This is a genomic window from Paenibacillus glycanilyticus NBRC 16618, assembly GCF_004000805.1.
GTDB lineage: Bacteria > Bacillota > Bacilli > Paenibacillales > Paenibacillaceae > Pristimantibacillus > Pristimantibacillus glycanilyticus.
In genome coordinates this window covers 219,526-243,024 of record NZ_BILY01000004.1, presented here as the reverse complement: position 1 = coordinate 243,024, position 23,499 = coordinate 219,526, and the positions used below count along the sequence as shown (strand labels likewise).

Here is a 23,499-nt window from a genome sequence, read left to right as displayed (position 1 = left end):
AAGACAGGAATGAGGTGAGGCAAGTGAACCCGAAAATAAGCGATGTGGCGGAAAAAGCCGGCGTATCCAAAACGACGGTGTCGCGGGTGCTCAACAATCGCGGCTATATCAGCCAGGAGACGAAAGACGCCGTATACGGCGCGATGAAGGAACTGAACTATTTTCCCAATGACGTCGCGCGGTCGTTATTTAATAAAAAAACGAATCTGATCGGGCTTATTCTCCCGACGGTGAACAATCCGTTCTTCAGCGAGCTGGCCTTCTACATCGAGAGCATCTGTGCGGAGAAAGGGTATAAAGTTCTGCTCTGCAACAGCCTTCACAGCAAGGAGAACGAGGAGCGGTACCTCGATATGCTGCTGCGCAATCAGGTGGACGGCATTATCGTATGTTCGCATAACCGGGGCCTTCACCACTACAATCACGGAAAAATGGCGGTTGTGGCAATCGACCACTATTTGGCTCCCACCATTCCGGTGGTTGGTTCGGATAACTATAACGGCGGCAAGCTGGCAACGGAGCTGCTTCTCGCAAAGGGCTGCCGGCATATTGTCCATATTAACGGGCCGATTGAGCTGGCGACTCCGGCGAATTTGCGGCGGAAAGCCTATGAAGACGTGATCATAGAGAACGGCCGCGAGCCAATCGTATACGAGAACCATCAATCGTTTGATCAAAGGGCGTATTCGAATCTGTTCGATCAGATTTTCGCGGAGCATCCCGAAGTGGATGGCGTATTTGCCAGTGACGATCTGATTGCGGCAACGTTTATCCAGTACGTGAAGAAAAAAGGTCTCCGTATTCCGGAGGATATTAAGATCATCGGCTACGACGGCTCGGAGACGGTACAAGCCTTCCTGCCGGAGCTGACGTCCATTCAGCAGCCGATCAAAGGAATTGCTCAAGAATGCGTCCGGATCTTGTCGGAGCAGATTGACGGTGAAGCTGATCATGAGGCGGAAGAGGTTTATTTGCCGGTTCGGCTGATGGAAAGGGAAACCACTTAGAACGTGGTTTCTTTTTTGGGTCATATGTCAACCGGTTATCACATTAAGGGAGAGGATTAAGATGGCGGGGAATGTCATTTGTATCGGGGAGCTGTTGATTGATTTTTTCTGTATCGATATTGATGTGGACCTGGAGCAAGGCGAGCGGTTTGCGAAAAAAGCAGGAGGAGCGCCTGCCAATGTCAGCGCGGCAATAGCCCGGCTGGGCGGGAGCTCTGCTTTTGTTGGCAAGGTAGGAGAGGATCCGTTCGGACATTACTTAAAGCGGACATTGGAAGAGGAAAAGGTTGATACATCCATGCTGATGCTGGATGCCGGAGTGCCAACAACTCTAGCCTTCGTCTCGCTGGAAGCAAGCGGAGAGCGGGATTTTGTGTTTAACCGCGGCGCCGATCGTTTCGTCGAGCTGGATGAGATTGACCGGGAACGTCTTTATGCCGCGACCGTCCTGCATTTCGGCTCGGCTACCGCTTTGCTGGACAAACCGTTCCGCTCGACTTATGCAACGCTAATGCAGGGAGCCGCGGTGAACGGGCAACCGTTTATCTCCTTTGATCCGAACTACAGAAAGGATCTGTGGGGGGACCGGCTGAACGAGTTCATCAAGCTGGCCCGGGATGGCGCGTCGCAAGCCGATCTCGTCAAAGTAAGCGAGGAGGAGCTGCTGCTGATGACCGGCGAGACGCATCCTGCGGAAGCCGTTCGGCTGCTTCACGGGCTGGGGGCTAAGCGGGTCTGCGTGACGCTGGGCAGGAATGGCACGTTGGTGTCCGATGGCAAGACTTTGACGCAGGTGCCGAGTATAACGGTGAAGTCCATTGATTCTACCGGGGCTGGGGACGCCTTTGTTGGCGCTTTGCTATGGCAGATCAGCAGGCTGGAGGAGCCGAAGGGGGTAACGTTCGGTCAGCTTTTGTCCTTCGTGGAATTCGCAAATAAAGTAGGGGCTATCGTCTGTACGAAGGTAGGGGCCATTGCGGCACTGCCAACGCTTGAAGAGGTCAATCGGTATTCGGCATAAAAAAGGGAGGCATCGCCGGTTCGGGTAACCAACGTGCCTCCTTTTATGATTAGTGATAAGCCGGCGTCTCGATGCCGCATGGTCCGCCGTCCGGATTTGCTTCCAGCGACAGCTCGGAGCCGTCCGCCTTGTAGAGCGGATTGTACCAATGCGAGATGGACATCGCGCTGCTGTTCGCGTAGTGGGAAATAAAAGCGCGGCGGAAGCGGTCTTTTGTTTTGTTCCGGTAAGAGCCGTGAATCAGATTGCCGTTAAAGAACAGGATATCGCCGGGCTCCATGATTGCTGCAACGGGTTTTTCCTCTTTTGGCGGCTTCACGTAATGGTTGGTGAACGATTCGTTCGAATCGGATTCTTCCGGGCATACAATTTCATACGTATTTGTTTTCGGAACAAGAAGCATACAGCCGTTTTCTTCGTCACAGCGGTCGATAGCCGCCCATGCCGCAATACAGTTGCCCGGCTCCACCTTGAGGTAGAAGTTATCCTGATGCAGCGCTTGACCGCGCGAGCCCGGAGGCTTGTAATAGAACATGCTTTGCGCAGCCAAAGCCTCTTCTCCGTACAGATCGTGCATAATGTCGAGAACAACCGGATGCAGCATGTAATGCTTGCTCAGATCGTTATAACGGTGCGGATGCATCACCCTCGGATAGCGGCGAAGCGGATCCTCCTGCTCTCCGTCCAGAGCCGGCTCGAAGTAGCCGGGAATCGGGGTAAGGCTGATTTTATCGAACTCGGCCCGGATTTCCTCGATCTCTTCCTTGCTCCAAACGCCCTTTACGATGACATAACCTTCCGTCTCGAACTGCTTCATCTGCTCCTCGGTGAGCACTTTAAGCGACTGGTTCATTTGTATGGCCCCTCTCCTTGTTGTGAGCTGCTTCTTGTCTCTAATTGTAGGGCGTTAAGGGAAAAGGTTGAAGTCGCGATTATGCTCAATACTGCTTGGATTCTGCTATAATGCTGGACGAATGAAGGCTGGCGCGATACCCTTAGGGTAATGAATCGGAGCGGGGTGGAAATGGTGGAGAAGGAATCGAAGAACGGCGTCGTTACGGGACATTTCTTGGAAAACGAATCCTATTGCATGGTGCGTCCTGCCGGAAGGGAGGATTGGCTGCTCGTTTACACGCTGGATGGTCAGGGTTTTTTTCGAACGGCTGCGGGAGAGAAATTATGCAAGGCGGGGGAGCTGGTACTGCTCCGCAAAAGGGTTCCTCATACGTACGGTACCGTAAAAGGAGATACGTGGAACTTTATGTGGGTGCATTTCAATCGGCTCCCGGAGCTGTCCTTGCTTCCGGATGAAGAGGTGCTGCTCTGCCCGCTGCCTTCCAGCGAGCTGCAGCGAAGGGTGATCCGGATCTTCCGGTCGCTGCTGCATGACTCAAGGGCGCAGGGCGGGTTCTGGGAGGAGCTGTGCGATAATCAGCTAAGTGCCTTAATTCTGCTAATGGCCGGGCAGCTTGCGGACAAGCTGGATTACCGCGTCAGCCAGGTGATGCGGATTTTATCCGCGCAGATGCAGGAGCCGTTATCCATTAACGAGCTGGCAGCGCGGGTAGGACTGTCCGCCTCCCGGCTGTCCCATCTATTCAAGGCGGAGACCGGCCGCTCCATTGTGGACACGCTAAACAATATGCGTCTCGAGCAGGCCGTTCTGCTTATGCTGCAGGCTGGCCGGACGGCCGGGGAAGCAGCCTTCGACGTTGGCTTCCAGAGCTATAACCATTTTGCCGCCTTGTTCCGCAGGCGGTACGGCTGCGGTCCGGCGGACTATAAACGGAAGGCGGAGTCTACGTCTACACCCGAGATTTGAATTGGCTTGGCGTCAGTCCGACAAATTTCTTGAACTGCCGCATGAAATGCGTCTCATGCTCGTACCCGCAGCTTGCCGCGATAGCCGATACGGAGTGGGTGCTGTTCTTGAGCAAATATTTGGCGAGCTCCAGCCTGCCGTTAATCATATCGGTGACGACGGAGCAGCCGAAAATATCCTTATAGAGATGCTGGAAGTAAGACTTGCTGAGGTGCACGCGGTCAGCCAGCATCTCTACCGTAACATGGCTTTGCGGCGAGTTATACAGCTCGTCCCGCAGCTCGGAGAACTGCCGGATATAACGGCCCGGCCGCTCGGGATGCTGGGAAAGCTGGTGCAGATTGCTCAGCTTCATCAGAAGCGCCCGGATATCCGTATCCAGAATTTGATCCCTCAAATGCCCGCCTTGCTTCTGAACCCGGTGGAGCTCCATAATGCTTCTCGAGATCAGCATCGGGTCAACGGCCGGGACGGGAGTATCCAGCGGAAAGTTCAGTTCGGCAAGCAAGCCCTTCAGCTCTTCTCCCCGGCAATGAAACCAGTCGTTTACGAAAGGTAGCTCAAACTGCATATACGAATGCGGCGTATCCGGCTGGAACAGGATGAACGAATCGCTGTCCACAAGAATACGCAAGCCCCGTATGATAACCTCGGATTTCTTCTTGAACAGAACAAAAGCATAATCCCCCGAACCGTTAGGCCGGATAATCGAAATTCCGTGAGGATGGACGAACCGGTAGCCGCAGCTGTCTAATCGGATGATCGTCAGCAGCTCCTTTCTTCAAAAAAGCACGATAGGTCAGTTTTTTCTCATTATAGTGAATTGTAGGCGCTTTCTCAATCCCATACAATCTTTCATATAGAACTATTTATTATCGTCCTGTGCGCGGGTAGGAGCTGAAGCAAGCATGACAATCACAGAATCTGTCAGTAAAAGGGAACGGGACGGCTGCAAGGGCTGCTCGGCCGATGTCAGAGTGACGGACGAACAGATTCAGCGTCTGATCTCCAAGATCAAACCCGATGCCTGCGTTACGGACGAGCTGTACGCGAAGCGGCTCGCCGCATGCGAAGGCTGTGCAAGCATGGCTTACGATACGACCTGCATGCATTGCGGCTGTCTCGTACAAGTGCGAGCCAAGCTGAAGGATAAAGGATGCCCGCATCCCCAGCAGGCGGTTCGGGCGTTATGGGAAGCGAGACATTTCTGAAGCGAACGCTTACGAGGCAAGAATCATCACGAACAGCCATCCGGCTGTTTATGTAATCATTCTTTTTAGGAGGCTTTTTACAAATGAACAAAGCAGTTGTCCATGCAGACTGGTCGATCGGCACGATTAACAAGAATATCTATGGCCATTTCGCCGAGCATCTTGGCAGATGCATTTATGAAGGTTTGTGGGTAGGGGAAGATTCGGACATTCCGAATACGGACGGTATCCGTAATGACGTTATCGAAGCGCTGCGCAATCTCAAGGTGCCTGTCCTGCGCTGGCCGGGCGGCTGTTTTGCCGACGAGTATCACTGGAAAGACGGCATCGGTCCCCGCGAGACGCGCAAGAGAATGGTCAATACGCACTGGGGCGGCGTGGTGGAAAATAACCATTTCGGCACGCACGAGTTCTTCCGCTTATGCGAGCTGATTGGCGCTGAGCCTTATATCTGCGGCAACGTGGGCAGCGGTTCGATTCAGGAAATGTCCGAATGGATGGAATACATGACGTTCGACGGCGATTCCCCGATGGCGAATCTGCGCCGCCAGAACGGCCGGGAAGAGCCTTGGAAGCTGAAATATTTTGGCGTTGGCAACGAGAACTGGGGCTGCGGCGGCGAGATGCTTCCGGAGCATTACGCGGATCTGTACCGCAATTTCCAGACATATGTCCGCCAATACGGCGATAACAAGCTGTACAAAATCGCAGGCGGCGCCAACTCGAGCGATTACCGATGGACCGACGTGCTGATGAACAAAGCGGAGCGCTTTATGAGCGGTCTGAGCCTGCATCACTACACGGTTCCGGGAGAATGGGCCGACAAGGGTTCCGCAACGGAGTTTGACGAGAACGACTGGTTCGTGACCATGAAGAAAGCCGAATTTATGGATGAGCTTCTGACTCGCCACAGCACGGTAATGGATCGTTACGACCCGAACAAACGCGTTGGCCTGATCGTTGACGAGTGGGGTACTTGGTTTAACGTGGAGCCGGGAACCAACCCGGGCTTCCTGTATCAGCAGAACACGATGCGCGACGCGCTTGTTGCGGCGATTAACCTGCATATTTTCCATAAGCATTGCGATCGCGTGCAGATGACCAACATTGCCCAAATGGTTAACGTTCTGCAGGCGGTGGTTCTGACGGAAGGGGACAAAATCCTGCTGACGCCTACGTACCATGTGCTTGAAATGTACAACGTCCACCAGGATGCCGAGGCACTGGCGATTCATGGCCAATTCGGCAAAGTAAATGCCGACGGCAAAGAGCTGGATCAAGTCGGCGTTACCGCGTCCAAGAAGGATGGCGTCATCCATGTCAGCCTGTACAACCTGCACCCGTCCGAACAATCGGAGATCAGCCTTGAGCTGCGCGGTGCCGAAGGCAGCTTCAACTGCACGGGCAGGCTGCTTGCAGCGGATGCGATTCAGGCGCATAACACCTTCGAAGAGCCTTCCAAGGTGAGCGTGAAGGCATTCTACGAAGCGAAGATCGAGAATGGCAAATTGAGCCTCAATCTGCCTGCCGCATCGGTAGTTACGCTTCGTTTGGAGCAATAATACGTTATGCCCAAAGCCGTTAGGTCCCTTTCGAGGGGCTTAACGGCTTTTGCTATTGGGTATGGGAGAGGGCTGTGGCTTAACGCTTCCTATGTTGGATTTCCTCCAGTAAAATGGGATGTTTTACTTGCACCGTAGCGTCTACGCTGGATTTCATCCAGTGTATTCCTTGATTGAGTGGTTACTTGGCAGTTAGGCGTGCATTATGGTGCATGAAATCCAACGTAGATTGGAAAGTGAGGTCAAATGTGCAATTACGTTGGATGGGATCCAACGTTGCGAGGAGGTTCCATTGCTATGGCACCCAAATGTGTTCAAATAGTGGGCTTGCAGAAGCTTAAAGTCCCTGAGGGACCTTAGGGCAATAAAATTAGTTAGCTTAGTCGAGTTAAGGCCCCTAAGGGGCTTAATTACTCAGAACAAGCGGCAAACAGCTTGCAAAATCCCCCACTCAGATGAAATTAGACCCTCGCAGGGTCTTATTCAGCAATAGTAGGATAATTTGAAATACGTTAAGACCCTGGCAGGGGCTTATTTGCCATCGCGTGTATCCAAACTGGCCTGATTAGAAGGCGTGCAGATGTAATAAGACCCTCGCAGGGTCTTATTCAGCAATAGTAGGGTAATTTGAAGCGTGATAAGACCCTTGCAGGGTCTTATTCGCAAGCGCGAGTGACGAAACTGACCCCTTAAAGCTGCTCCTAAAGAAATAAGACCCCAGCAGGGTCTTATTCATTACCAGTAGAGTAACTTCAGCTAGAATAAGACCCCGGCAGGGTCTTATTCTTCTACATCCATCTGCTAGCCTCTCAAATTGCTGCCCGTCGTAATCGTGAGGTCCTGGAAGTTCTCGACGGAGGCCCCTTTTTCGTAGAAATGAGGGACGTTGTCCTGGATGCCTTGGCGCGTATAGAACGGATCATCGGCGGCGAGCGGGAATGTAACTTTTTCCCCGGTGCTGGCGGATTTGTAAATGCCAAGAATCAGCTCGAGCGTCGCGCGTCCGCTATGTCCGTCAATCAACAGAGATTCCCGGCCTTCAATCGCGGACAATACGTTGTTGATCTGTCCGACATGCCCTTCGTAGGTTACCTCCGGCAGGTTGTCGTAGTAGGCTTGAATTTCGGAGGAGAGAGCCGTGTTCGGCGTCGGGAAGCCGTTATCCATGGAGCTGGAGGTGACAAGCTTCCATGGCGCGGAAATCCGTGCTGCTTTGCCTTGGAAAATAAGCTGCTGCTCTTCGCCGTGATGGACGACGGAGCTCGTGATTTGGCCAAGACCGCCGCCCGCAAATTTCAGCATCGCAATCGACAGGTCCTCCACTTCCGCGTTATCATGCGACGTATTGCTCATGAACGCCTGCAGTTCGGCTGGCCTTCCCATCATCCAGAGCAGCGCGTCGATATGATGGACGGCATGGTTAAGCGTGCAGCCGCCGCCTTCCTTCTCCCACGTGCCGCGCCACCACAGATCATAGTAGCAGTGACCGCGCCACCAGAAGGAGTCGACCTGCGAGTGGACAACCGGGCCGATCAGCCCGCTGTCGAGCACTCCCTTAAGCTTCATCATCGGCGTGCGGAAGCGGTTCTGGGCAACAATCGACAGGAGCTTGCCGCTCTCCTCGGCCGCCCGGTTCATGGCATCGCATTCTTCGAGTGAGGAGGCCATCGGCTTTTCGACCAGAACATGCTTGCCCGCGCGGAGGAAGTCAACGGCAATCTCGGCATGCGTGTAAGGGGGCGTGCAAACGGAGACCAGATCGATATCCTGCCCCAGCAGCTCCTTGTAATCGCTGTATGCCTTCGCCTCGGTAAGTCCACACTGGGCAATACGGCTCTCGGCTTTGTCTAAGTAAATATCCGTAACGGCAACAATCCGGCATCTGTCCGAAAATTTCTGATAAGCGTCAATATGGGCTCTGCTGATGGCCCCGGATCCAATAATCGCTACTTTAAGCATCGTGAAATCCTCTCCTATTCCATGCGAACCGCAAGATTTTGGGCTAATACGCTAAGCTCGGCAACCTTGAAAGCATGCTCTTGAGTCATGGCATTTTCCGTACGGTGGATGCAGTCGAGAATAAGCTGACCGAAGAACGGGTAACCAACTTGACCTTTCACGGAAAAATGAAACTCTCCCTCTTGGTTAGCCATGTACACCTGATCGCCTTCGGGACTCTTGGCAAGATCCACGTATTTGCGGACTTCGATATAACCTTCCGTGCCAAGGATAAGCGTCCGCCCGTCGCCCCAAGTGCTCAGCCCGTCAGGCGTCAGCCAGTCCACCCGGAAGTAAGCCGCCGCGCCGTTATCGCCCGTCAGCATCACATCGCCGTAATCCTCCAGCTCCGGATAGTCCTTATGATGGTAGTTGGCGATCCGGGACTGTACGACCCGTGCGTCCTTAGCTCCCGTATAGGACAGGAACTGCTCGATTTGATGGCTGCCGATATCGCAAATAATGCCGCCGTATTTCTCCCGTTCGAAGAACCATTCCGGTCTGGATTTCGCATTCGTCCGATGAGGTCCCCAGCCCATAACCTGCACAACCCGTCCGATTGCTCCCTGCTCGATCAGTTGGCCGGCGAATAAAGCTCCTTCGTTATGGAGCCTTTCGCCGTAGTAAACCATGTATTTGCGTCCGGTCTCGGCGGAAGCCCGCTTGGCGTCTTCCAATTGCTCCAGCGTTGTGAGCGGGGCTTTGTCCGTAAAATAATCTTTGCCCGCCCGCATCACCCGAAGGCCAAGCGCGCAGCGTTCCGAAGTAATAGCCGCGGAAGCAACCAGTTGAATACGGGAATCGTGGAAAATTTCCTCCTCGGAAGCAGCAACCTTAACCTGAGGATAGCTCTTGACGAACCGGGCAACCTTCTCCGGATCCGGGTCGTACACGTATACAAGCTCGCCGCCTGCTTCAATCAATCCGTTGCACATGCCGAAGACATGCCCGTGGTCCAGCGCGATTGCCGCGAATTGAAACTCCCCGCGCGATACGACCGGATTGGGTTTGCCTTGCGGCGCATAATTCATGCCATCTGATTTATTCAAGCGAGAAACATCTCCTTTAGTGGAATTGCTTCTAGGATATATGGAAAAAGACATCCTTTGTCGCTCGATTTTGCGGTAAAATGTTTATATCTTGCGGTTATCTTGAGAAGGTGGGAATCGAATGGTTCAAGCAAAGAGATTATTCGAATACGAGTACCGCAGAACGTCGAGGGACTATTTCCGCGAAGTGTTTCATGCCCATTCCCAGATGGAGCTTACGTATGTGCATGAGGGCCGGGGGCTGCTCATTATCGACGGAAAATCGTATTCGATTGAGCCCAATACGCTGCTGGTTTTCCCGCCGCTGCAGATGCACCGGATTCAGATTCAGGTGACGGAGGCGGAGCCCTTCATCCGCAGCGTGCTGCTGTTCGAGCCGGCTGTGCTGCATGGGTATTTGAATGATTTTCCGAGTTTAAAAAGCTTCTTCCAGCGCTTAATGCTGCAGCAGGCGAATGTGCATCCGGTGAACGCAATGCCGGAGAGCGAGCCGTTTGTCGCTTTGCTCAGGCAGTTCAGTCTAACGATGGGCGGCAAGAGAGAGGCGGATTTCGAGGAAAACATGGGCGTCTTCCTGCTCAGCCTTGTGCATCAGTTAAAGCAAAGCCCGGACGGGGAATCGGCTTATCTGAAGAAGCATAATCTTCATGTGGAAGAAATTATCGGATGGATAGAGAAGCATTATATGGAGCCGTTCCGGCTGGAGGACCTGGCAGGCGAGCTTCATTTGTCGCCTTATCATGTGGCTCACCTGTTCAAGGAGTCGACCGGCACAACGATTGTGGCCTATACCCAGGCGACGCGGATCCGGCATGCCTGTTCGCTGCTTCGCAAGACATCCTTGCCGTTATCGGAAATCGGCTACAGGGTAGGAATTGCGAACCCCTCGTATTTCAGTAAAATTTTCCGCCAGATCATGGGCGTGGCTCCGCTGACGTATAGGCAGCATCTGATCAAATAATGAGGTGAAACGATGATTCTTTTTCAAGGGAAAGAGGTTGGTCTCCGCACGCTTGAATCGGAGGATGCGGGACTGCTGGTCCGTTGGCTGAGCGATCCGGTGGTGCTGGAATTTTACGAGGGCAGGGACAGGCCGCTTGACGCGGAACTGGTCCGGAAGCATTTTTACGAGGACCGGGAAGAGATCATACCGTGCATTATTCAATATAACGGCACCGATATCGGCTATCTGCAATTCTATGAGATTCAGGAAGAGGAAAGGGATATTTACGGACTCTCGGATGAAGCAGGAAGCATCTATGGCATGGATCAATTCATCGGCGAGTCACGATATTGGAACAAGGGGATCGGCACGGAGCTGATCAAAGAAACGTTGCGTTATTTGGTTAACGACCGGGGAGCGCGGAAGATCGTCATGGACCCGCAAGCCTGGAATGCAAGAGCGCTAAGAGTGTATGAGAAGTGCGGCTTTAAGAAGGTGAAGCTGCTGGAGAAGCATGAGTGGCATGAGGGGGAATACCGGGATTGCTGGCTGATCGCGTACGACGCGGGGAAGGCGCTGTCAAATGACCTGCTATGACCACATAGCTCTGCGGGGTTTCATACACATAAGAATTGATTATTATCAAAGCTTGTCATTTTAATTATTTTCCAATTTCGCGATTGAGAATCATTATTGACATCTACCCTCTAAGTACGTAATATTGAATGTGGAAAGTTTATTGATAACGTTTCTCATTTGATATCGGGGTGGATGAATGAAGTTTAAATTTACTGTTCTCATTTTTATTTGTATGCTTCTATTGCCATCCGGAGTATTTGCAGATCAAGCATCTGATGCATTAACGGACGCAAATAATCATGTTATAAACGCTGCAGAATCAGCCAAGAAAAATGATTTTGTTCTTGCCAAGCAGCAATATGATCAATTTAACAAAAGCTGGTACGTCTTTGAACAGGATATAAAATCCAAATCTAAAGGCGCCTATCGCAGTATTGAAGAAACAATGGGTGAAGTTCAATATGCCTTTGCCAAGAATCCGATTTCTAAAGATCAAGTCGTTCAAAGCCTTAACAAACTAATAAGCATCAATCAAAAAGTTATAACTGGTGATTTTTCTTCCTTTACAGAGCCTGCCTCTTCCGGGAATGCAACGATTAAAGATATTCTCCAACTGCTCGACCAAGCGAATGCGGCTCTAGCCCAAAATGATGTGGGGACGGCGAAAGCCAAGATCGAGGCGTTTCGTAATTCATGGCTGGATGTCGAGGGGATCGTCCTCACGCAGTCCTCTAAAATTTATGGGGATGCGGAACGGGATATGGTATCCTCATACGCCTTGCTTACTTCAAATCCGCCCCAAATTACGAAGTCCGCACAGACTCTGAAGGACATGCGCGATTATCTGGCACCGCTGGCCAATAAAACCGGCTATGGGATGATTGATGTCATCACAATCCTGCTTCGCGAAGGACTTGAGGCACTTCTGGTAATCGTCGCTCTTCTTGGATTCTTGAAGAAATCAGGCCATGGAGAGAAGAAGAACTGGATCTGGTATGGTCTAGGGGCAGGCGCACTGGTTAGCGTTATTCTAGGCGTCGTTGTCCAGCAACTGTTCGCTAAGGGTACGTTTGGTAACAATAACTTCTTGATCGCAGGCTGTACCGGACTATTTGCTGCGGTCATGCTTATTTATATGAGCTATTGGCTGCACAGCAAATCAAGCCTTTCCAACTGGAGAGCTTATATTAATGGCAAAAGCACCAAGGCGCTTGCTTCCGGAAGTCTATGGTCGCTTGCTATTCTCTCTTTCCTTGCTGTCTTTCGAGAGGGAACGGAAACCGTGCTCTTCTTTATCGGCATGGCTTCCTCCATTAGCCTGGTTAGTTTATTATCGGGTATTGCAATCGGGCTCTTGATTTTGATTGTTGTTGCATTCTTGATTATAAAAGTTGGCGTGAAAATTCCGATGAGACCTTTTTTCCTCGTCTCCAGCATTCTAGTATTTTACTTATGCTTCAAGTTTCTTGGCATGGGAATCCACGGACTGCAATTAGCAGGCGTATTGAAAGCTACGCACTCCGACAGTCTCCCGGTGGCCGATGTATTTGGCCTTTATCCAACTTGGGAAAATATCATTCCACAAGGTATCCTTCTGCTGGCTGCAATCCTTGTCGTTGTCTATAAACGAGTAAAAGAGTTAAAGATTCAACAGCAGACAAATATAAATCATATTTAATCGGGGGTTATTCATTTGAAAACGTTAAAAGGGTTAACAGTACTTATAAGTTTGGTTCTTGTTCTTGCAGCATGTTCGTCGAATTCGTCGAATTCGAGTTCTACCACAGACGGAGCAAAGAAAATGCAGGATACTTTAACGGAGATGCAGAAAAACGTGGAGGCGAACGATGCCGCAAAAGCAGCAAAGAACGCTGAAGAGCTTGAGTCGAGTTGGGAGAAGTTTGAAGATGATGTAAAGGCTAATCAAGCCGATGTATACGGTAAAGTTGAAGATCCATTGGGCGCGATTCAAACCGGAGTTAAAGAAACTCCGCTGGACCAAGCCGTGCTTAAAGAACAAATCGTCAAATTAAATGACGCCCTTAAAGAAATTAAATAATCAAAAAGGAGCCGGTTCCCGGCTCCTTTTTTTGCGTAATGGCTATAAATCTCCCCGATTCAATAGTCCATTATGCGCAAACGGTTGCTCATAATTTTATCGTTTCTGTCGAATAGTAAATTTCTTCTAACGGATTATTGACTGTAAAGCGTTTTCATAATAGGATGAGGGTAATGAACTTAAGCTGATAAATGCCTAATTTAAGGGCAATGCCTTCCGGTCTTTACTGCAAAAGCCGGAACAACCCCGCTATCTCTTCTAACCCAAGGGATAGCTTTTTTTATCAGCGGAAAGGAGCTTTTTTGCGTCTTGTTGTGCAATCGTTTGCCCAATTTAAAGGTACTAGGGAGGATTACGCGCATATGATGAAGCATGTGAGGAGCAGAAAACAGACAAGAGTATGGTCGCTGCTGCTGGCGATCATGATGGTTATTCAGGTGGTGGGGCTGATGCCCAAGCAGGTTCAAGCAAGCGCTGTCAGCGGAACCTATGCGGAGGGTAGCACGATTCATTTTGTTCTGCCGAGATCATCGGTCGGCATTACGGCCAAAGGCGATTTCAACGGCTGGAGCGATCCGGCCGTAACGCTTACCGATGGGGACGGTGACGGTACGTACACGGCAGAGGTGACGGGCGATGCGCCTAACAAGGCCTATGGCTACAAGTTTCTGGTGAACGGCAACTGGCTGGATAATCCGAACCTGAGCGTGACTTCGGACGAGAACAGCAAGATTCATCTAAGCTATACGCCGCATTTCAAGGTGGCGGGAAGCTTTGACGCGAATGCTTTTGACGATCAGCATGAAATGGTGCTAAGCGAGGGTAATTATACTTTTGCGGCTGAATCGCTAGCGGACGGGACTTATACGTATAAATTTATTTCGGCGGCTGACGGGCTGCCAAGCATTTGGTTCCAGGATCCTACGAATTCGGAAACGTCGAACGGAAACAGCAAGATTCTAGTTGGCGAACCTCCGGCAAACGCACCGGCCCGGGATGTATTCGCGAACCAGCCGGGAGGCAGCGCCAAATGGGTGGTTGCCGGTTCCTTCCAAGGATGGAATAACGCTTCGGCGGATACGCTCATGAGCCATCTCGTTGGCGAGTTTTACTCTTATTCGACCGTGCTGGACGCGGGCCATTACGAGTTCAAGCTGGTCCGACAAGGTACATGGGACGGTTATTCGGACAACGGCAATAACTTTGCTTTTGACCTGGCGGCTCCATCGAAAGTGAATTTCTATGTCAATGACGAGCTTGGCAAAGTTCGGATCAGCGTGCCGGGAGCAAGCGGCATTCCGCAATACACGCCGGTTCTTGACGCTGCGGAATGGCCGCGGCTTGTTGGCGACATTCAGACGCAGTTCGGCGAGGGCGCATGGGCGCCTGATCAAGCGAAGCAGCTCTTTGTCGATTACAACTTTGACGGCTCGGTCTATAAGCTGCAGCGTACGCTGCCTGCAGGCCGTTATGAGATGAAGGTGGTTCAGGGCGACGATTGGTCGGCGAATAATTACGGATCGGGCAATGACAATTTTATTTTGACGACACTGGATCCGGCCGACATCACGTTCAGCACCGTGCCTGCGGAGCGGACGATCGTGACGAATTACAAGCCGGCGGACAGCCAGTTTGACGGGATGATCAAGCGCGACAAGCTGCTGTTTGATTCCCGGTCGGTTACTTACAAGAAGCCGTTTGGCGCGATAAAAGAAGGCATAGAGGATGTAACGCTCCGCATCGCGACGGAAGCGGGCGACGCGCAGGTTGTACGGGTAGAGCTGAGCAATCCGGAAGGGCTTGCTTCGGCCTTTGATATGCACAAAGCGACTTCCTTTGACGACAAGGATTATTGGGAAGTGACGATCCCGGGCTCGACGTTCAAGGGCATCGGGGTATGGGGCTACAAATTTATCCTGATCGACGGAACGGCGAAGGTGGAATACGGCGATGACGGTTCGCGCGGCGGTACCGGCACAACGGCGGATGAAGGCGTGCTGCCTTACGATCTGACCGTTTACGATAAAGATTTTACGACGCCGGATTGGATGAAAAATGCGGTCGTGTATCAGATTTTCCCCGACCGGTTCTATGACGGCAACAAAGACAATAACCGGGCGAAGACGGAGGACGGCTACCGCGGTCCTGCCGATGGGGATGGCGCAACGGCCGGTGTGACTTCGAAGGGCGGCTATGAGCTGCAATATTTTGACGGCGGAGTGGCCAATGATCCAACGCCGGATCAGGTAGACGGAACCTGGTCGACCGTGCCGGAAAATCCGGACCGGATCTCGCCGGAGCAAAAGCCATACTTCCCGGATGCGAAATCGGACGGCGTATGGACGAACGAGTTCTACGGCGGCGATATTCAAGGGGCTTCGCAGAAGCTTGATTACCTGAAGTCCATTGGCGTAAACGTTATCTACTTCAACCCGGTTGCCTGGGCAGGCTCGAACCATAAGTACGATGCTACCGACTACGAGCATCTGGATCCGATGTTTGGCGAGCCGGTGTACAATACGCCCGGCGATCCAAGCTCCGGGCTGGATTACGAAGCGACGAGGGTAGCTTCCGACCGCATTTTCACCGAATTTGCGAAAAAAGCCCATCAGATGGGGATTATGCTCATTGTTGACGGTGTGTTTAACCATGTCGGCGATGATTCGATTTATTTTGACCGCTATGAGAAATACCCGGAGATCGGAGCTTACGAGTTCTGGGCAAAAGTGTACGACAAAGTAAATGACAATGGCCTGGCGCTTGATGTTGCGAAACAGCAGGTCATTGATTCCTTTACCGCCCAGATCAACCCGGCTACGGGCAAGCATTACGCGTATCCGGACGATTTTGATTTTACAACCTGGTTTACGGTAACCAATGAAAAGGTAGACGGCCACTACAAATACGAAGGCTGGTGGGGTTACGATTCCTTGCCTGTCATTGATGCGCCGACGCCTGCAGCCGGCGATACGGAAGGCCTTCCGGGCAACCATGAATGGAACGTTCAAGGTTACCGCGACCTCGTTATCGGCCATAATCTGACGGGCAAGACGGACGAAGAAGCTTCCGCGATGATGCAGAAGGCGAACTCGCAGCGCTGGGGCTGGATGGGGGCAAACGGCTGGCGGCTCGACGTTGCGCCGGATGTATCCGCGGGCACCTGGCAGAAGTTCCGCGAAGCGGTGAAGTCGACGGAAGGCCGCAAGGACAAGAGTGGCGAGACCATTCCGGAGCCGATTATTCTGGGCGAAGAGTGGGGCGTAGCAACGCGGTTCCTGCTTGGGGATCAGTTCGATTCGGTGATGAACTACCGTTTCCGCGGCGCGCTGCAAAGCTTTATCCTTGGCGGCAACGCCCAGCAGTTTAACGATGCGCTGGAGTCGATCCGCGAGGATTATCCGGCCGAGGCTTGGGAAGTGATGCTCAATCTGGTCGATTCCCATGATACGATCCGTTCGATAACGAAATACGATAAGCCGGAGTGGGAAGAGGAGCATTTGGCGATCGCGCCGGAGGCTTCGGACAAAGCGCTGAAGATGCAGGCGCTGACGGCCATTTTCCAAATGGGTTATCCGGGTGCGCCAACGATTTATTACGGGGATGAGGTTGGTCTTGCGGGTACAAAAGATCCCGACTCCCGCCGTACGTTCCCTTGGGAGCGCGTATCGGAATCCGGCGGAGAGTATACCGGGGTTGGGAAATATGCTTCTCTGTTCGACACGTATCAAAAGGCAGGCACTGTGCGCGAAAACAATGAAGTGTTCCGTACAGGCGAGCTGAAGACGGCTTATAATACGGGCGATGTCATTGCTTATGCCCGGAAAACGGGCAGCCAAGGCGGCCTTGTCGTGGTGAACCGAGGCTCTTCGGATGCGTCCATTCAAGCGGATGTGGCAGGCTTCCTGCCGGAAGGTCTGACGCTGAAAGACGAGCTTGGCAGCAATGTAGAAGCAGCCGTTGCCGGCGGTAAAGTGACGCTGACGATAAAAGCGATGAGCGGTCTCATGATGACGTCGACCTCGGAGCTGGTTCAGGTTCCGCAGGTGTTGAATATCCGTGCGACTGGCGGCAATGGGCAGGTAGCTTTGACTTGGGATGCGGTAGCCGGCGCTTCCGGCTATAACGTATACCGCGCGGCGATTGAAGGCGGGCAGTTGCAGCTGGCAGGACAGCCGGCAGACGCAAGCTGGACCGATACGAATGTCGTGAACGGCAAAAAATATTACTACACGGTGACGGCCGTGACGAAAGACGGTGAAAGCCCGCTCAGCGACTACGGCTCGGCTACGCCATCGTTCCCGGTCAGCAGCGTGGAAATTACGAAGCAGTCGGAGGAAGTAACGCTTGGCGTTGGCCATAAGACTTCCGATATTGAAGTAACGATTGATATTCCCGGTCTGACGGACAACGCGGCTTATGCCGGCAAGGAAGCGCCAAACGTCATCGGACGCCTTGCGTTCTATAAAGAGGGCACAGGCAAAGCAACGGCTGAGGATACCAAGCTTCGCTATAAATCCGATACGGAAGACGGCGGAAAGGTATACTGGGCTGCTTTTGAACCAACGGAAGCGGGCACGTATCATTATTTTGCGAGGGTATCTACGGATAACGGCGAGTCGTATACCGAATCGGCTGAGGCAGCGGTGCCTGTTCAGGCAGACAGCTCGGATACCGAGGCTCCGAAGGCTCCGGTGCTTGCGGAGATTGCGGTGGAATCCAACCGCGTGCTGCTGAACTGGACGGAGGATCCCGAGGAAACCACGGTGGATCATTACGAGATTTTCCGCAAGACGGCGGATTCGGGATTTGTGAAGATTGCAACGGCGGCCAAAACAGCTGTGTCTTATGTGGACTTTACGGTCAGCAACGATACGGCTTATACGTACAAGGTAGCTGCCGTAGACAGCGCGTATAACCGGGCTTACTCGGGCGAGCAATCGGTGACGCCAAAGCTTGTTATGGTTGATGTGAAGCTCCGCGTTCATTTGCCTAGCTATACGCCGGTTCAAGACGATATTTACTTGGCGGGCGATCTGAACGGCTGGAATTCGGCAGGCAACAAGCTGTCCGTTCCAAGCGGCGCCACAACCCGAGATGTGGTGGAATACAGCTTCAAAATGATGGCGGGCAAGTCCATTCAATACAAATATACCCGCGGCACCTGGGCGACAGAGGCATTTACCTCGCATGCCCGGCTGGCAAGCGATACCGTGGATGCCGGCAACTATGCGTACTCCTCGACGGATACGAATATGAGGCTGACGATTAAGAACCAGGGCGGCAATACGATGGTCGTCGACGATTACGTCCTGCGCTGGGTGGATATGCCGATGATCTTGACGATGCCGCGTATCTCTTACGGCGAGGATATCTCGTACGACACCAAGGAAGAGTCCTTTACGCTGCGTGCCAATGTGCCGTATGGCGTGGACTTTACGATTAACGATCAGCCGCTTGCTGACGGTGCAATGGATGCTTACGGCAACGTGTATGCGGACAATATTCCGCTTGAACCGGGCGAGAACCGCTTTACGCTTCACATTGAACCAAGCGCCGAAACCCTGGCGCAGGATTGGTACACGGATAAAGGCCGCGCCTCGCAAGCGACCAAAACGATGGAGCTTGTGATTACGAGAGACGGCGGCGATAGCGGAAACGGCAATGGTAACGGCAACGGAAATGGCAGTGGCAGCAGCGGCGGCGGAGTGACGCCGGGCAGCTCTTCGGTAACGGTGACCGAACAGCAGCTGAAGGATGCGGTTAAGCAAGCCGGCGACAGTAAAGTGACTGTTGCAGTTGAGGGTAAAACGGAAGTACTCCTGCCGGTGGGGGCTGCTGAGCTGTTGGGCAGCAAGCCGCTGGAGCTGAAGCAAGGAGATCTGACGCTGCTCATCCCAAGCGCGATGCTGCAAGAGCTGGTGAAGAAAGCGGGAGGCTCTGCGTCGAGTGCTGCTTCGCATATTGTCCTGCAGCTTAAGCCGCTTGATGCAGCGGCGCAGCAGGACTTGCTGAAAAAAGCTGCTGCATCAGACGGTGCGGAGTTAAGCCCGGGTTCCGCCGTAGTTGAATTCCGCCTGGCGCTAGTGGATGGCAATGGCAAGGAAGCGGCGGTATTAAGCAAGTTTGACGAGCCGCTGAAGCTGACATTTAAGCTGGATAGCGATGCCAACAAAAAGCTGACCGGTATTTACTATGTGGCAGACGAGGGCAAGCTGGAGTATGTCGGAGGAACGTTAAATGCAGACGGTACAATGACGGCAAATATTCAGCATTTCTCCAAGTATGCGGCATTGGAGTATGCGAAGACCTTTGGAGATGTTCCTGTGACTCATTGGGCATGGGAAATGATCAGAGAACTTGCATCTAAGCATGTTATAACTGGCGTAACGGCAGGCCGATTTGAGCCGGAACGCAGCGTGACCCGTGCTGAATTTGCAGCTCTGCTTGTTCGGGCAATGAGCCTGCAGGCGACCAAGCCGGCTGGCTTCGCGGATGTAGCAGCCAGCAGCTGGTATGCCGATAGCGTTGCAGCGGCGGCAGAAGCGGGCATAATCAAAGGGCGTACCGCTACAACCTTTGCGCCAAACGCAGTCATTACGCGCGAAGAGATGGCCGTTATGCTCATGCGCGCGTACGAAGCGAAAAGCGGCAAGAAAGTAGAGAGCAGCGTGGAGGGCAATACGGAAGGCAACACCTTCAATGATTCCGCCGCTATCCATGACTGGGCAAAAGCGTCCATTGATGCAGCCGTAAAGCTTGGCTTCATCAACGGCAAGGGCCAAGGCAAATTCGACCCGCAAGGCAACACTACCCGTGCCGAAAGCGCGAAGGTGATTTACAAGCTGCTAGGCTTGTAGCAGACGGAAAGCTGTCCCCAATGGGGCAGCTTTTTTGCGTCTTCATGGTGGAGCTGGGGCAATAGCAGGCAGAATGCCTGCTGCAAGAGATGGGAGGGGAAGCAGCCGGTTGCTGTTAGTTGAATAGCAGGCAAAAAGCCTGCTGCATGTGGAAAGATGAGAGGCAGCTGGCTGCTGGTGGTCCAGTAGCAGGCAAAAAGCCTGCTGCATGCGGAAGGATGAGAGGCAGCTGGCTGCTGGTGGTCCAGTAGCAGGCAAAAAGCCTGCTGCATGTGGAGAGACGAGAGGCAGCTGGCTGTTGGTAGTCCAGTAGCAGGCAAAAAGCCGGCTGCTCTAAGTTCAAAATAAGAGGAAAAAACCGACTTGCAGCGGATATGAGCTGGGATAGTAGGGTGCGAGAAGCGAAATAAGAGGAAAAACTCGACTTGCAGCGGATATGAGCTGGGATAGTAGGGCGCGATGAGCGAAATAAGAGGAAAAACCCGACTTGCAGAGGGAATGAGCTGGGATGGTAGGGTGCGATGAGGGAAGAGGCAATGAGCTGGGATAGCCGTATGCGAGGTTCTACCTCACATACGGATTCTGCCGGATCATCTGCACGAGGTTTATCGCCGAGGCGGGGAGCGGCTCGTTTTTGCGGGTGCAGATGGCGATGGTGTTCTTGAGCTCGATCCCTTCGACATAGACGCGGGCGAGCTCACCGCGTTCGACGTAATCGCGGACGACGAGGGAGGAGACGAAGTTGGCGCCGTAGCCTGCGATCACGGCAGTGATTGCTTCATGCAATCCGTTGAATTGCAGGGAGATGGTCGGAACCGCGGAATTGTAGGTGCGGCATAAGGACAGCAGGCGTTCGCGTGTCGAACTGCCTTCCTCGCGCATGACAAATGGCTCCTTCATCATCTCGGACAGCGTAACCTGCTGATTAGCATACCGGTGGCCTGGCGCTACAACAAACCATAATTCATCCTGAAACAATTCTTCCGCCTGAATCGTGTCCGGATAATTCTCGGCCATTCCGCCAAATATGGCGATATCGGCTTCGACGTCCAGCAGCAGCTGTAAGGCCCCGCTTGAGTTGGTTGTCGTGATATTCATTTCGACCTGCTCGAACTGCTGCTTGAACTTGGCGATCCAAGCCGGGATAAGGAAGTGGGCAGGCAAATAGGTAGCGGCAAGCCGGATGCTGCCGATAGTGCCGCTGCGGTAGTTCACGGCAAATTGCTCGATCTGATGCTCCACGGCAAACAGTCTTTTAGCCAGCACGGAAAGCTCCTCGCCTGCATCGGTTAACGCGATTCCTCTACCTTGAGGCTTGAAGAGATCGAGCATCAGCTCTTTCTCAAACTTCTTGATCTGGGCCGTAATCGCAGGCTGACTGATGTTCAGCAGCTCAGATGCGCGGGTTACGCTCCCCGCTGCGGCAATCGTATGAAACAAACGCAAGGCATGCAAATTCAAAACGCGGCTCCTCCAATCAATCTATATATGAAATATATAAGTTCAAGAAAAACATATATTATTCTTATCATTATAACTCGCTTACTATGGAAGCAGAAAGTCAATTCAAAGCGAGGAGAAGTGATTATGATGAGTACATTGCACACTTGGGAAAAAGTTGATGCCTACCTGACGGAGCAGCTCATTCAGCAGGACTCCATTCTGGAGCAGGTGCTGGCAAACAACAAAGAGGCCGATCTGCCCGCCATCGACGTGGCGCCGAATCAAGGGAAGCTGCTCAGCCTTTATGCTCAGATGATTGGCGCGGAACGGATATTGGAGATTGGTACGCTTGGCGGCTACAGCACGATCTGGATGGCAAGGGCACTGCCGGAGCACGGAAAGCTGATCACGCTGGAGCTTGATCCCCATCATGCGGTTGTCGCCGGTCAAAATATCGCATTAGCCGGACTTAGCGAAAAGGTAGAGATAAGGGTCGGTGAAGCGCTGGAGCAATTAGCAAAGCTGGAGGAGGAAGGGGCGGAGCCTTTTGACCTCATTTTCATTGATGCCGACAAACCGAATAACCCCCTTTATCTGCAATGGGCGCTGCGCCTCTCCCGTCCCGGCACGGTTATCGTTGGCGACAATGTCGTTCGCGAGGGAGAGGTAACAAACAGACACAGCACGGATCCCCGCGTTCAAGGCATACGCAAATTCATGGAACTGCTTGCTGAGGATCCGCGAATGACGGCAACGGCTATCCAGACGGTTGGAGCCAAAGGCTATGACGGCTTTGCGTTGGGCATCGTCAAGAGCTAATTAATCTTCCCCGATTTGGATGTGCCCTTCTCTTTCCGGTACAATGGAAGAAACGAAACCGAAGGAGTGGATGCAAGAATGGATCACTTCCGTGCTTTAGTAGCGGATAACAATGGGGAAGAAGCGCCAACGCTAACGATTAAAAATCTGACTACCGCCGATCTGCCCGAAGGAGAAGTAACCGTTCGAGTCGCCTACTCCAGCGTGAACTATAAAGACGGGATGGTTGGAATTTGGGGGCGAATGATAAAAAGCTATCCGCATATCCCGGGCATCGACCTTTCCGGCACCGTAACCGAATCTACGGATCCGCGTTATAAGCCGGGGGATGAAGTCATCGTAACAAGCTATGGTCTTGGCGTAACGCATTATGGGGGATACAGCGAGCTGGCACGGGTTCCCGCAAGCTGGGTTGTTCCTTTGCCAACCGGGCTTACGCAACGAGAGGCCATGATCCTGGGAACGGCGGGCTTTACGGCGGCGTTATCCGTTCAGCGGCTTGAGGATAACGGACTAACACCGGAGAAAGGTCCGGTCGTTGTCGCAGGTGCAAGCGGTGGGGTAGGCAGCGTTGCCGTCAACATACTTGCCAAACGGGGTTACGAGGTAACGGCCAGCACGGGAAGACTCAGCGAAGAGGCTTACTTGAAGGAGCTTGGCGCCAAGCATGTCATTCATAGGGATGAACTGACGGAAACGGAACAGAGGCCGATCCGGCGACCGCTCTGGGCGGCTGCCGTGGATCCGGTTGGGGGGAAAACACTTTCCTACCTGCTGAGCACGCTCCAATACGGAGGATCCGTTGCCACAAGCGGATTAACCGGCGGCGTTGAAGTTGAGACCTCGGTTTATCCTTTTATTCTTAGAGGGGTGAACTGGCTTGGCATCGACTCGGTGGAATGTCCGATGGAGCTCCGCAGCCGGGTTTGGGAGCGCCTCGCCTCAGACCTGAAGCCTACGATGCTAAGCAACACGATCGTAAACGAAATCCAGCTGGAGCAGCTGCCGGAGGAGCTTGCCCTTATTTTGCAAGGTCAAGTGCGCGGCCGGACAATCGTAAAGCTTGGATAAAAAGAAAACCCGCTTGCTTGCCGTATCGATTATAACGGCAGGCCAAGCGGGTTTCTTT

General features: G+C 52.7%; 17 protein-coding genes. 12 read left to right on the top strand and 5 right to left on the bottom strand.

Going from position 1 to position 23,499, the window contains the following annotated elements; translation table 11 throughout:
- Positions 1 to 23 precede the first annotated feature (23 nt).
- Together PGL01S_RS04675 and PGL01S_RS04670 are read left to right on the top strand one after the other, a co-directional pair.
- Positions 24 to 1,007 (top strand): LacI family DNA-binding transcriptional regulator, encoded by a 984-nt coding sequence (locus PGL01S_RS04675; RefSeq protein WP_127491913.1) that lies wholly within the window; start codon positions 24 to 26, stop codon positions 1,005 to 1,007.
- 61 nt (positions 1,008 to 1,068) lie between these two features.
- Positions 1,069 to 2,028, top strand: a complete 960-nt coding sequence (locus tag PGL01S_RS04670; protein ID WP_127491911.1) for a carbohydrate kinase family protein — start codon at positions 1,069 to 1,071, stop codon at positions 2,026 to 2,028.
- Positions 2,029 to 2,077: 49 nt separating this feature from the next.
- Here PGL01S_RS04670 and PGL01S_RS04665 read toward each other — a convergent pair whose 3' ends face one another.
- Entirely contained in the window at positions 2,078 to 2,881 is an 804-nt protein-coding gene (locus PGL01S_RS04665) for a phytanoyl-CoA dioxygenase family protein (protein WP_127491909.1), read from the bottom strand.
- Between the two features lie 171 nt (positions 2,882 to 3,052).
- Between PGL01S_RS04665 and PGL01S_RS04660 the strand changes: the two genes are divergently transcribed.
- Positions 3,053 to 3,850 (top strand): AraC family transcriptional regulator, encoded by a 798-nt coding sequence (locus tag PGL01S_RS04660; RefSeq protein ID WP_244935507.1) that lies wholly within the window; start codon positions 3,053 to 3,055, stop codon positions 3,848 to 3,850.
- Here PGL01S_RS04660 and PGL01S_RS04655 read toward each other — a convergent pair.
- On the bottom strand, positions 3,834 to 4,484 hold the full coding sequence (locus tag PGL01S_RS04655) for a helix-turn-helix transcriptional regulator (RefSeq protein ID WP_244935506.1): 651 nt from the start codon (positions 4,482 to 4,484) through the stop codon (positions 3,834 to 3,836). The genes PGL01S_RS04660 and PGL01S_RS04655 overlap by 17 nt on opposite strands.
- Before the next feature lie 274 nt (positions 4,485 to 4,758).
- On the opposite strand from PGL01S_RS04655, the gene PGL01S_RS04650 reads away from it, so the two are divergent.
- Both PGL01S_RS04650 and PGL01S_RS04645 read left to right on the top strand, forming a co-directional pair.
- Positions 4,759 to 5,061 (top strand): DUF6171 family protein, encoded by a 303-nt coding sequence (locus tag PGL01S_RS04650; RefSeq protein WP_127491905.1) that lies wholly within the window; start codon positions 4,759 to 4,761, stop codon positions 5,059 to 5,061.
- Positions 5,062 to 5,144: 83 nt separating this feature from the next.
- On the top strand, positions 5,145 to 6,623 hold the full coding sequence (locus PGL01S_RS04645; RefSeq protein ID WP_127491903.1) for an alpha-N-arabinofuranosidase: 1,479 nt from the start codon (positions 5,145 to 5,147) through the stop codon (positions 6,621 to 6,623).
- Positions 6,624 to 7,424: 801 nt separating this feature from the next.
- Here PGL01S_RS04645 and PGL01S_RS04640 read toward each other — a convergent pair.
- Positions 7,425 to 8,582, bottom strand: a complete 1,158-nt coding sequence (locus PGL01S_RS04640) for a Gfo/Idh/MocA family protein (protein ID WP_127491901.1) — start codon at positions 8,580 to 8,582, stop codon at positions 7,425 to 7,427.
- Between the two features lie 14 nt (positions 8,583 to 8,596).
- Complete coding sequence (locus tag PGL01S_RS04635; protein ID WP_127491899.1) at positions 8,597 to 9,670, bottom strand: Gfo/Idh/MocA family protein; 1,074 nt, start codon at positions 9,668 to 9,670, stop codon at positions 8,597 to 8,599.
- Between the two features lie 121 nt (positions 9,671 to 9,791).
- Here PGL01S_RS04635 and PGL01S_RS04630 point away from each other — a divergent pair, with 121 nt between their 5' ends.
- From PGL01S_RS04630 to PGL01S_RS04610, 5 genes are all read left to right on the top strand, one after another.
- The gene (locus tag PGL01S_RS04630) at positions 9,792 to 10,631 is read left to right on the top strand and encodes an AraC family transcriptional regulator (RefSeq protein WP_127491897.1); all 840 of its coding nucleotides are present in this window, start codon (positions 9,792 to 9,794) and stop codon (positions 10,629 to 10,631) included.
- Between the two features lie 12 nt (positions 10,632 to 10,643).
- Positions 10,644 to 11,210, top strand: coding sequence for a GNAT family N-acetyltransferase (locus tag PGL01S_RS04625; protein ID WP_127491895.1), 567 nt, complete (start codon positions 10,644 to 10,646; stop codon positions 11,208 to 11,210).
- Positions 11,211 to 11,388: 178 nt separating this feature from the next.
- On the top strand, positions 11,389 to 12,870 hold the full coding sequence (locus PGL01S_RS04620) for an FTR1 family iron permease (protein ID WP_127491893.1): 1,482 nt from the start codon (positions 11,389 to 11,391) through the stop codon (positions 12,868 to 12,870).
- Positions 12,871 to 12,885: 15 nt separating this feature from the next.
- Positions 12,886 to 13,251, top strand: coding sequence for a hypothetical protein (locus tag PGL01S_RS04615; protein ID WP_127491891.1), 366 nt, complete (start codon positions 12,886 to 12,888; stop codon positions 13,249 to 13,251).
- A 362-nt stretch (positions 13,252 to 13,613) separates the two neighbouring features.
- Entirely contained in the window at positions 13,614 to 20,108 is a 6,495-nt protein-coding gene (locus tag PGL01S_RS04610; protein WP_127491889.1) for an alpha-amylase family glycosyl hydrolase, read from the top strand.
- A gap of 564 nt (positions 20,109 to 20,672) precedes the next feature.
- Here the strand turns inward: PGL01S_RS04610 and PGL01S_RS04605 are convergent.
- Entirely contained in the window at positions 20,673 to 21,569 is an 897-nt protein-coding gene (locus PGL01S_RS04605) for a LysR substrate-binding domain-containing protein (protein ID WP_127491887.1), read from the bottom strand.
- Positions 21,570 to 21,695: 126 nt separating this feature from the next.
- Between PGL01S_RS04605 and PGL01S_RS04600 the strand changes: the two genes are divergently transcribed.
- The gene (locus tag PGL01S_RS04600; RefSeq protein ID WP_244935505.1) at positions 21,696 to 22,370 is read left to right on the top strand and encodes an O-methyltransferase; all 675 of its coding nucleotides are present in this window, start codon (positions 21,696 to 21,698) and stop codon (positions 22,368 to 22,370) included.
- Positions 22,371 to 22,448: 78 nt separating this feature from the next.
- Positions 22,449 to 23,441 carry an NADPH:quinone oxidoreductase family protein gene (locus PGL01S_RS04595; protein WP_127491885.1) on the top strand — a complete coding sequence of 331 codons (993 nt, stop codon included), beginning with the start codon at positions 22,449 to 22,451 and terminating at the stop codon, positions 23,439 to 23,441.
- The last annotated feature ends 58 nt before the right edge of the window (positions 23,442 to 23,499 follow it).

Excerpts from the sequence above, each read along its gene's own strand:
- PGL01S_RS04630 (WP_127491897.1), top strand. The coding sequence starts at position 9,792 with ATGGTTCAAGCAAAGAGATTATTCGAATACGAGTACCGCAGAACGTCG.
- PGL01S_RS04595 (WP_127491885.1), top strand. The coding sequence starts at position 22,449 with ATGGATCACTTCCGTGCTTTAGTAGCGGATAACAATGGGGAAGAAGCG.
- PGL01S_RS04600 (WP_244935505.1), top strand. The coding sequence starts at position 21,696 with ATGATGAGTACATTGCACACTTGGGAAAAAGTTGATGCCTACCTGACG.
- PGL01S_RS04645 (WP_127491903.1), top strand. The coding sequence starts at position 5,145 with ATGAACAAAGCAGTTGTCCATGCAGACTGGTCGATCGGCACGATTAAC.
- PGL01S_RS04660 (WP_244935507.1), top strand. The coding sequence starts at position 3,053 with ATGGTGGAGAAGGAATCGAAGAACGGCGTCGTTACGGGACATTTCTTG.
- PGL01S_RS04640 (WP_127491901.1), bottom strand. The coding sequence starts at position 8,582 with ATGCTTAAAGTAGCGATTATTGGATCCGGGGCCATCAGCAGAGCCCAT.
- PGL01S_RS04620 (WP_127491893.1), top strand. The coding sequence starts at position 11,389 with ATGAAGTTTAAATTTACTGTTCTCATTTTTATTTGTATGCTTCTATTG.
- PGL01S_RS04670 (WP_127491911.1), top strand. The coding sequence starts at position 1,069 with ATGGCGGGGAATGTCATTTGTATCGGGGAGCTGTTGATTGATTTTTTC.
- PGL01S_RS04625 (WP_127491895.1), top strand. The coding sequence starts at position 10,644 with ATGATTCTTTTTCAAGGGAAAGAGGTTGGTCTCCGCACGCTTGAATCG.
- PGL01S_RS04610 (WP_127491889.1), top strand. The coding sequence starts at position 13,614 with ATGATGAAGCATGTGAGGAGCAGAAAACAGACAAGAGTATGGTCGCTG.
- PGL01S_RS04650 (WP_127491905.1), top strand. The coding sequence starts at position 4,759 with ATGACAATCACAGAATCTGTCAGTAAAAGGGAACGGGACGGCTGCAAG.
- PGL01S_RS04665 (WP_127491909.1), bottom strand. The coding sequence starts at position 2,881 with ATGAACCAGTCGCTTAAAGTGCTCACCGAGGAGCAGATGAAGCAGTTC.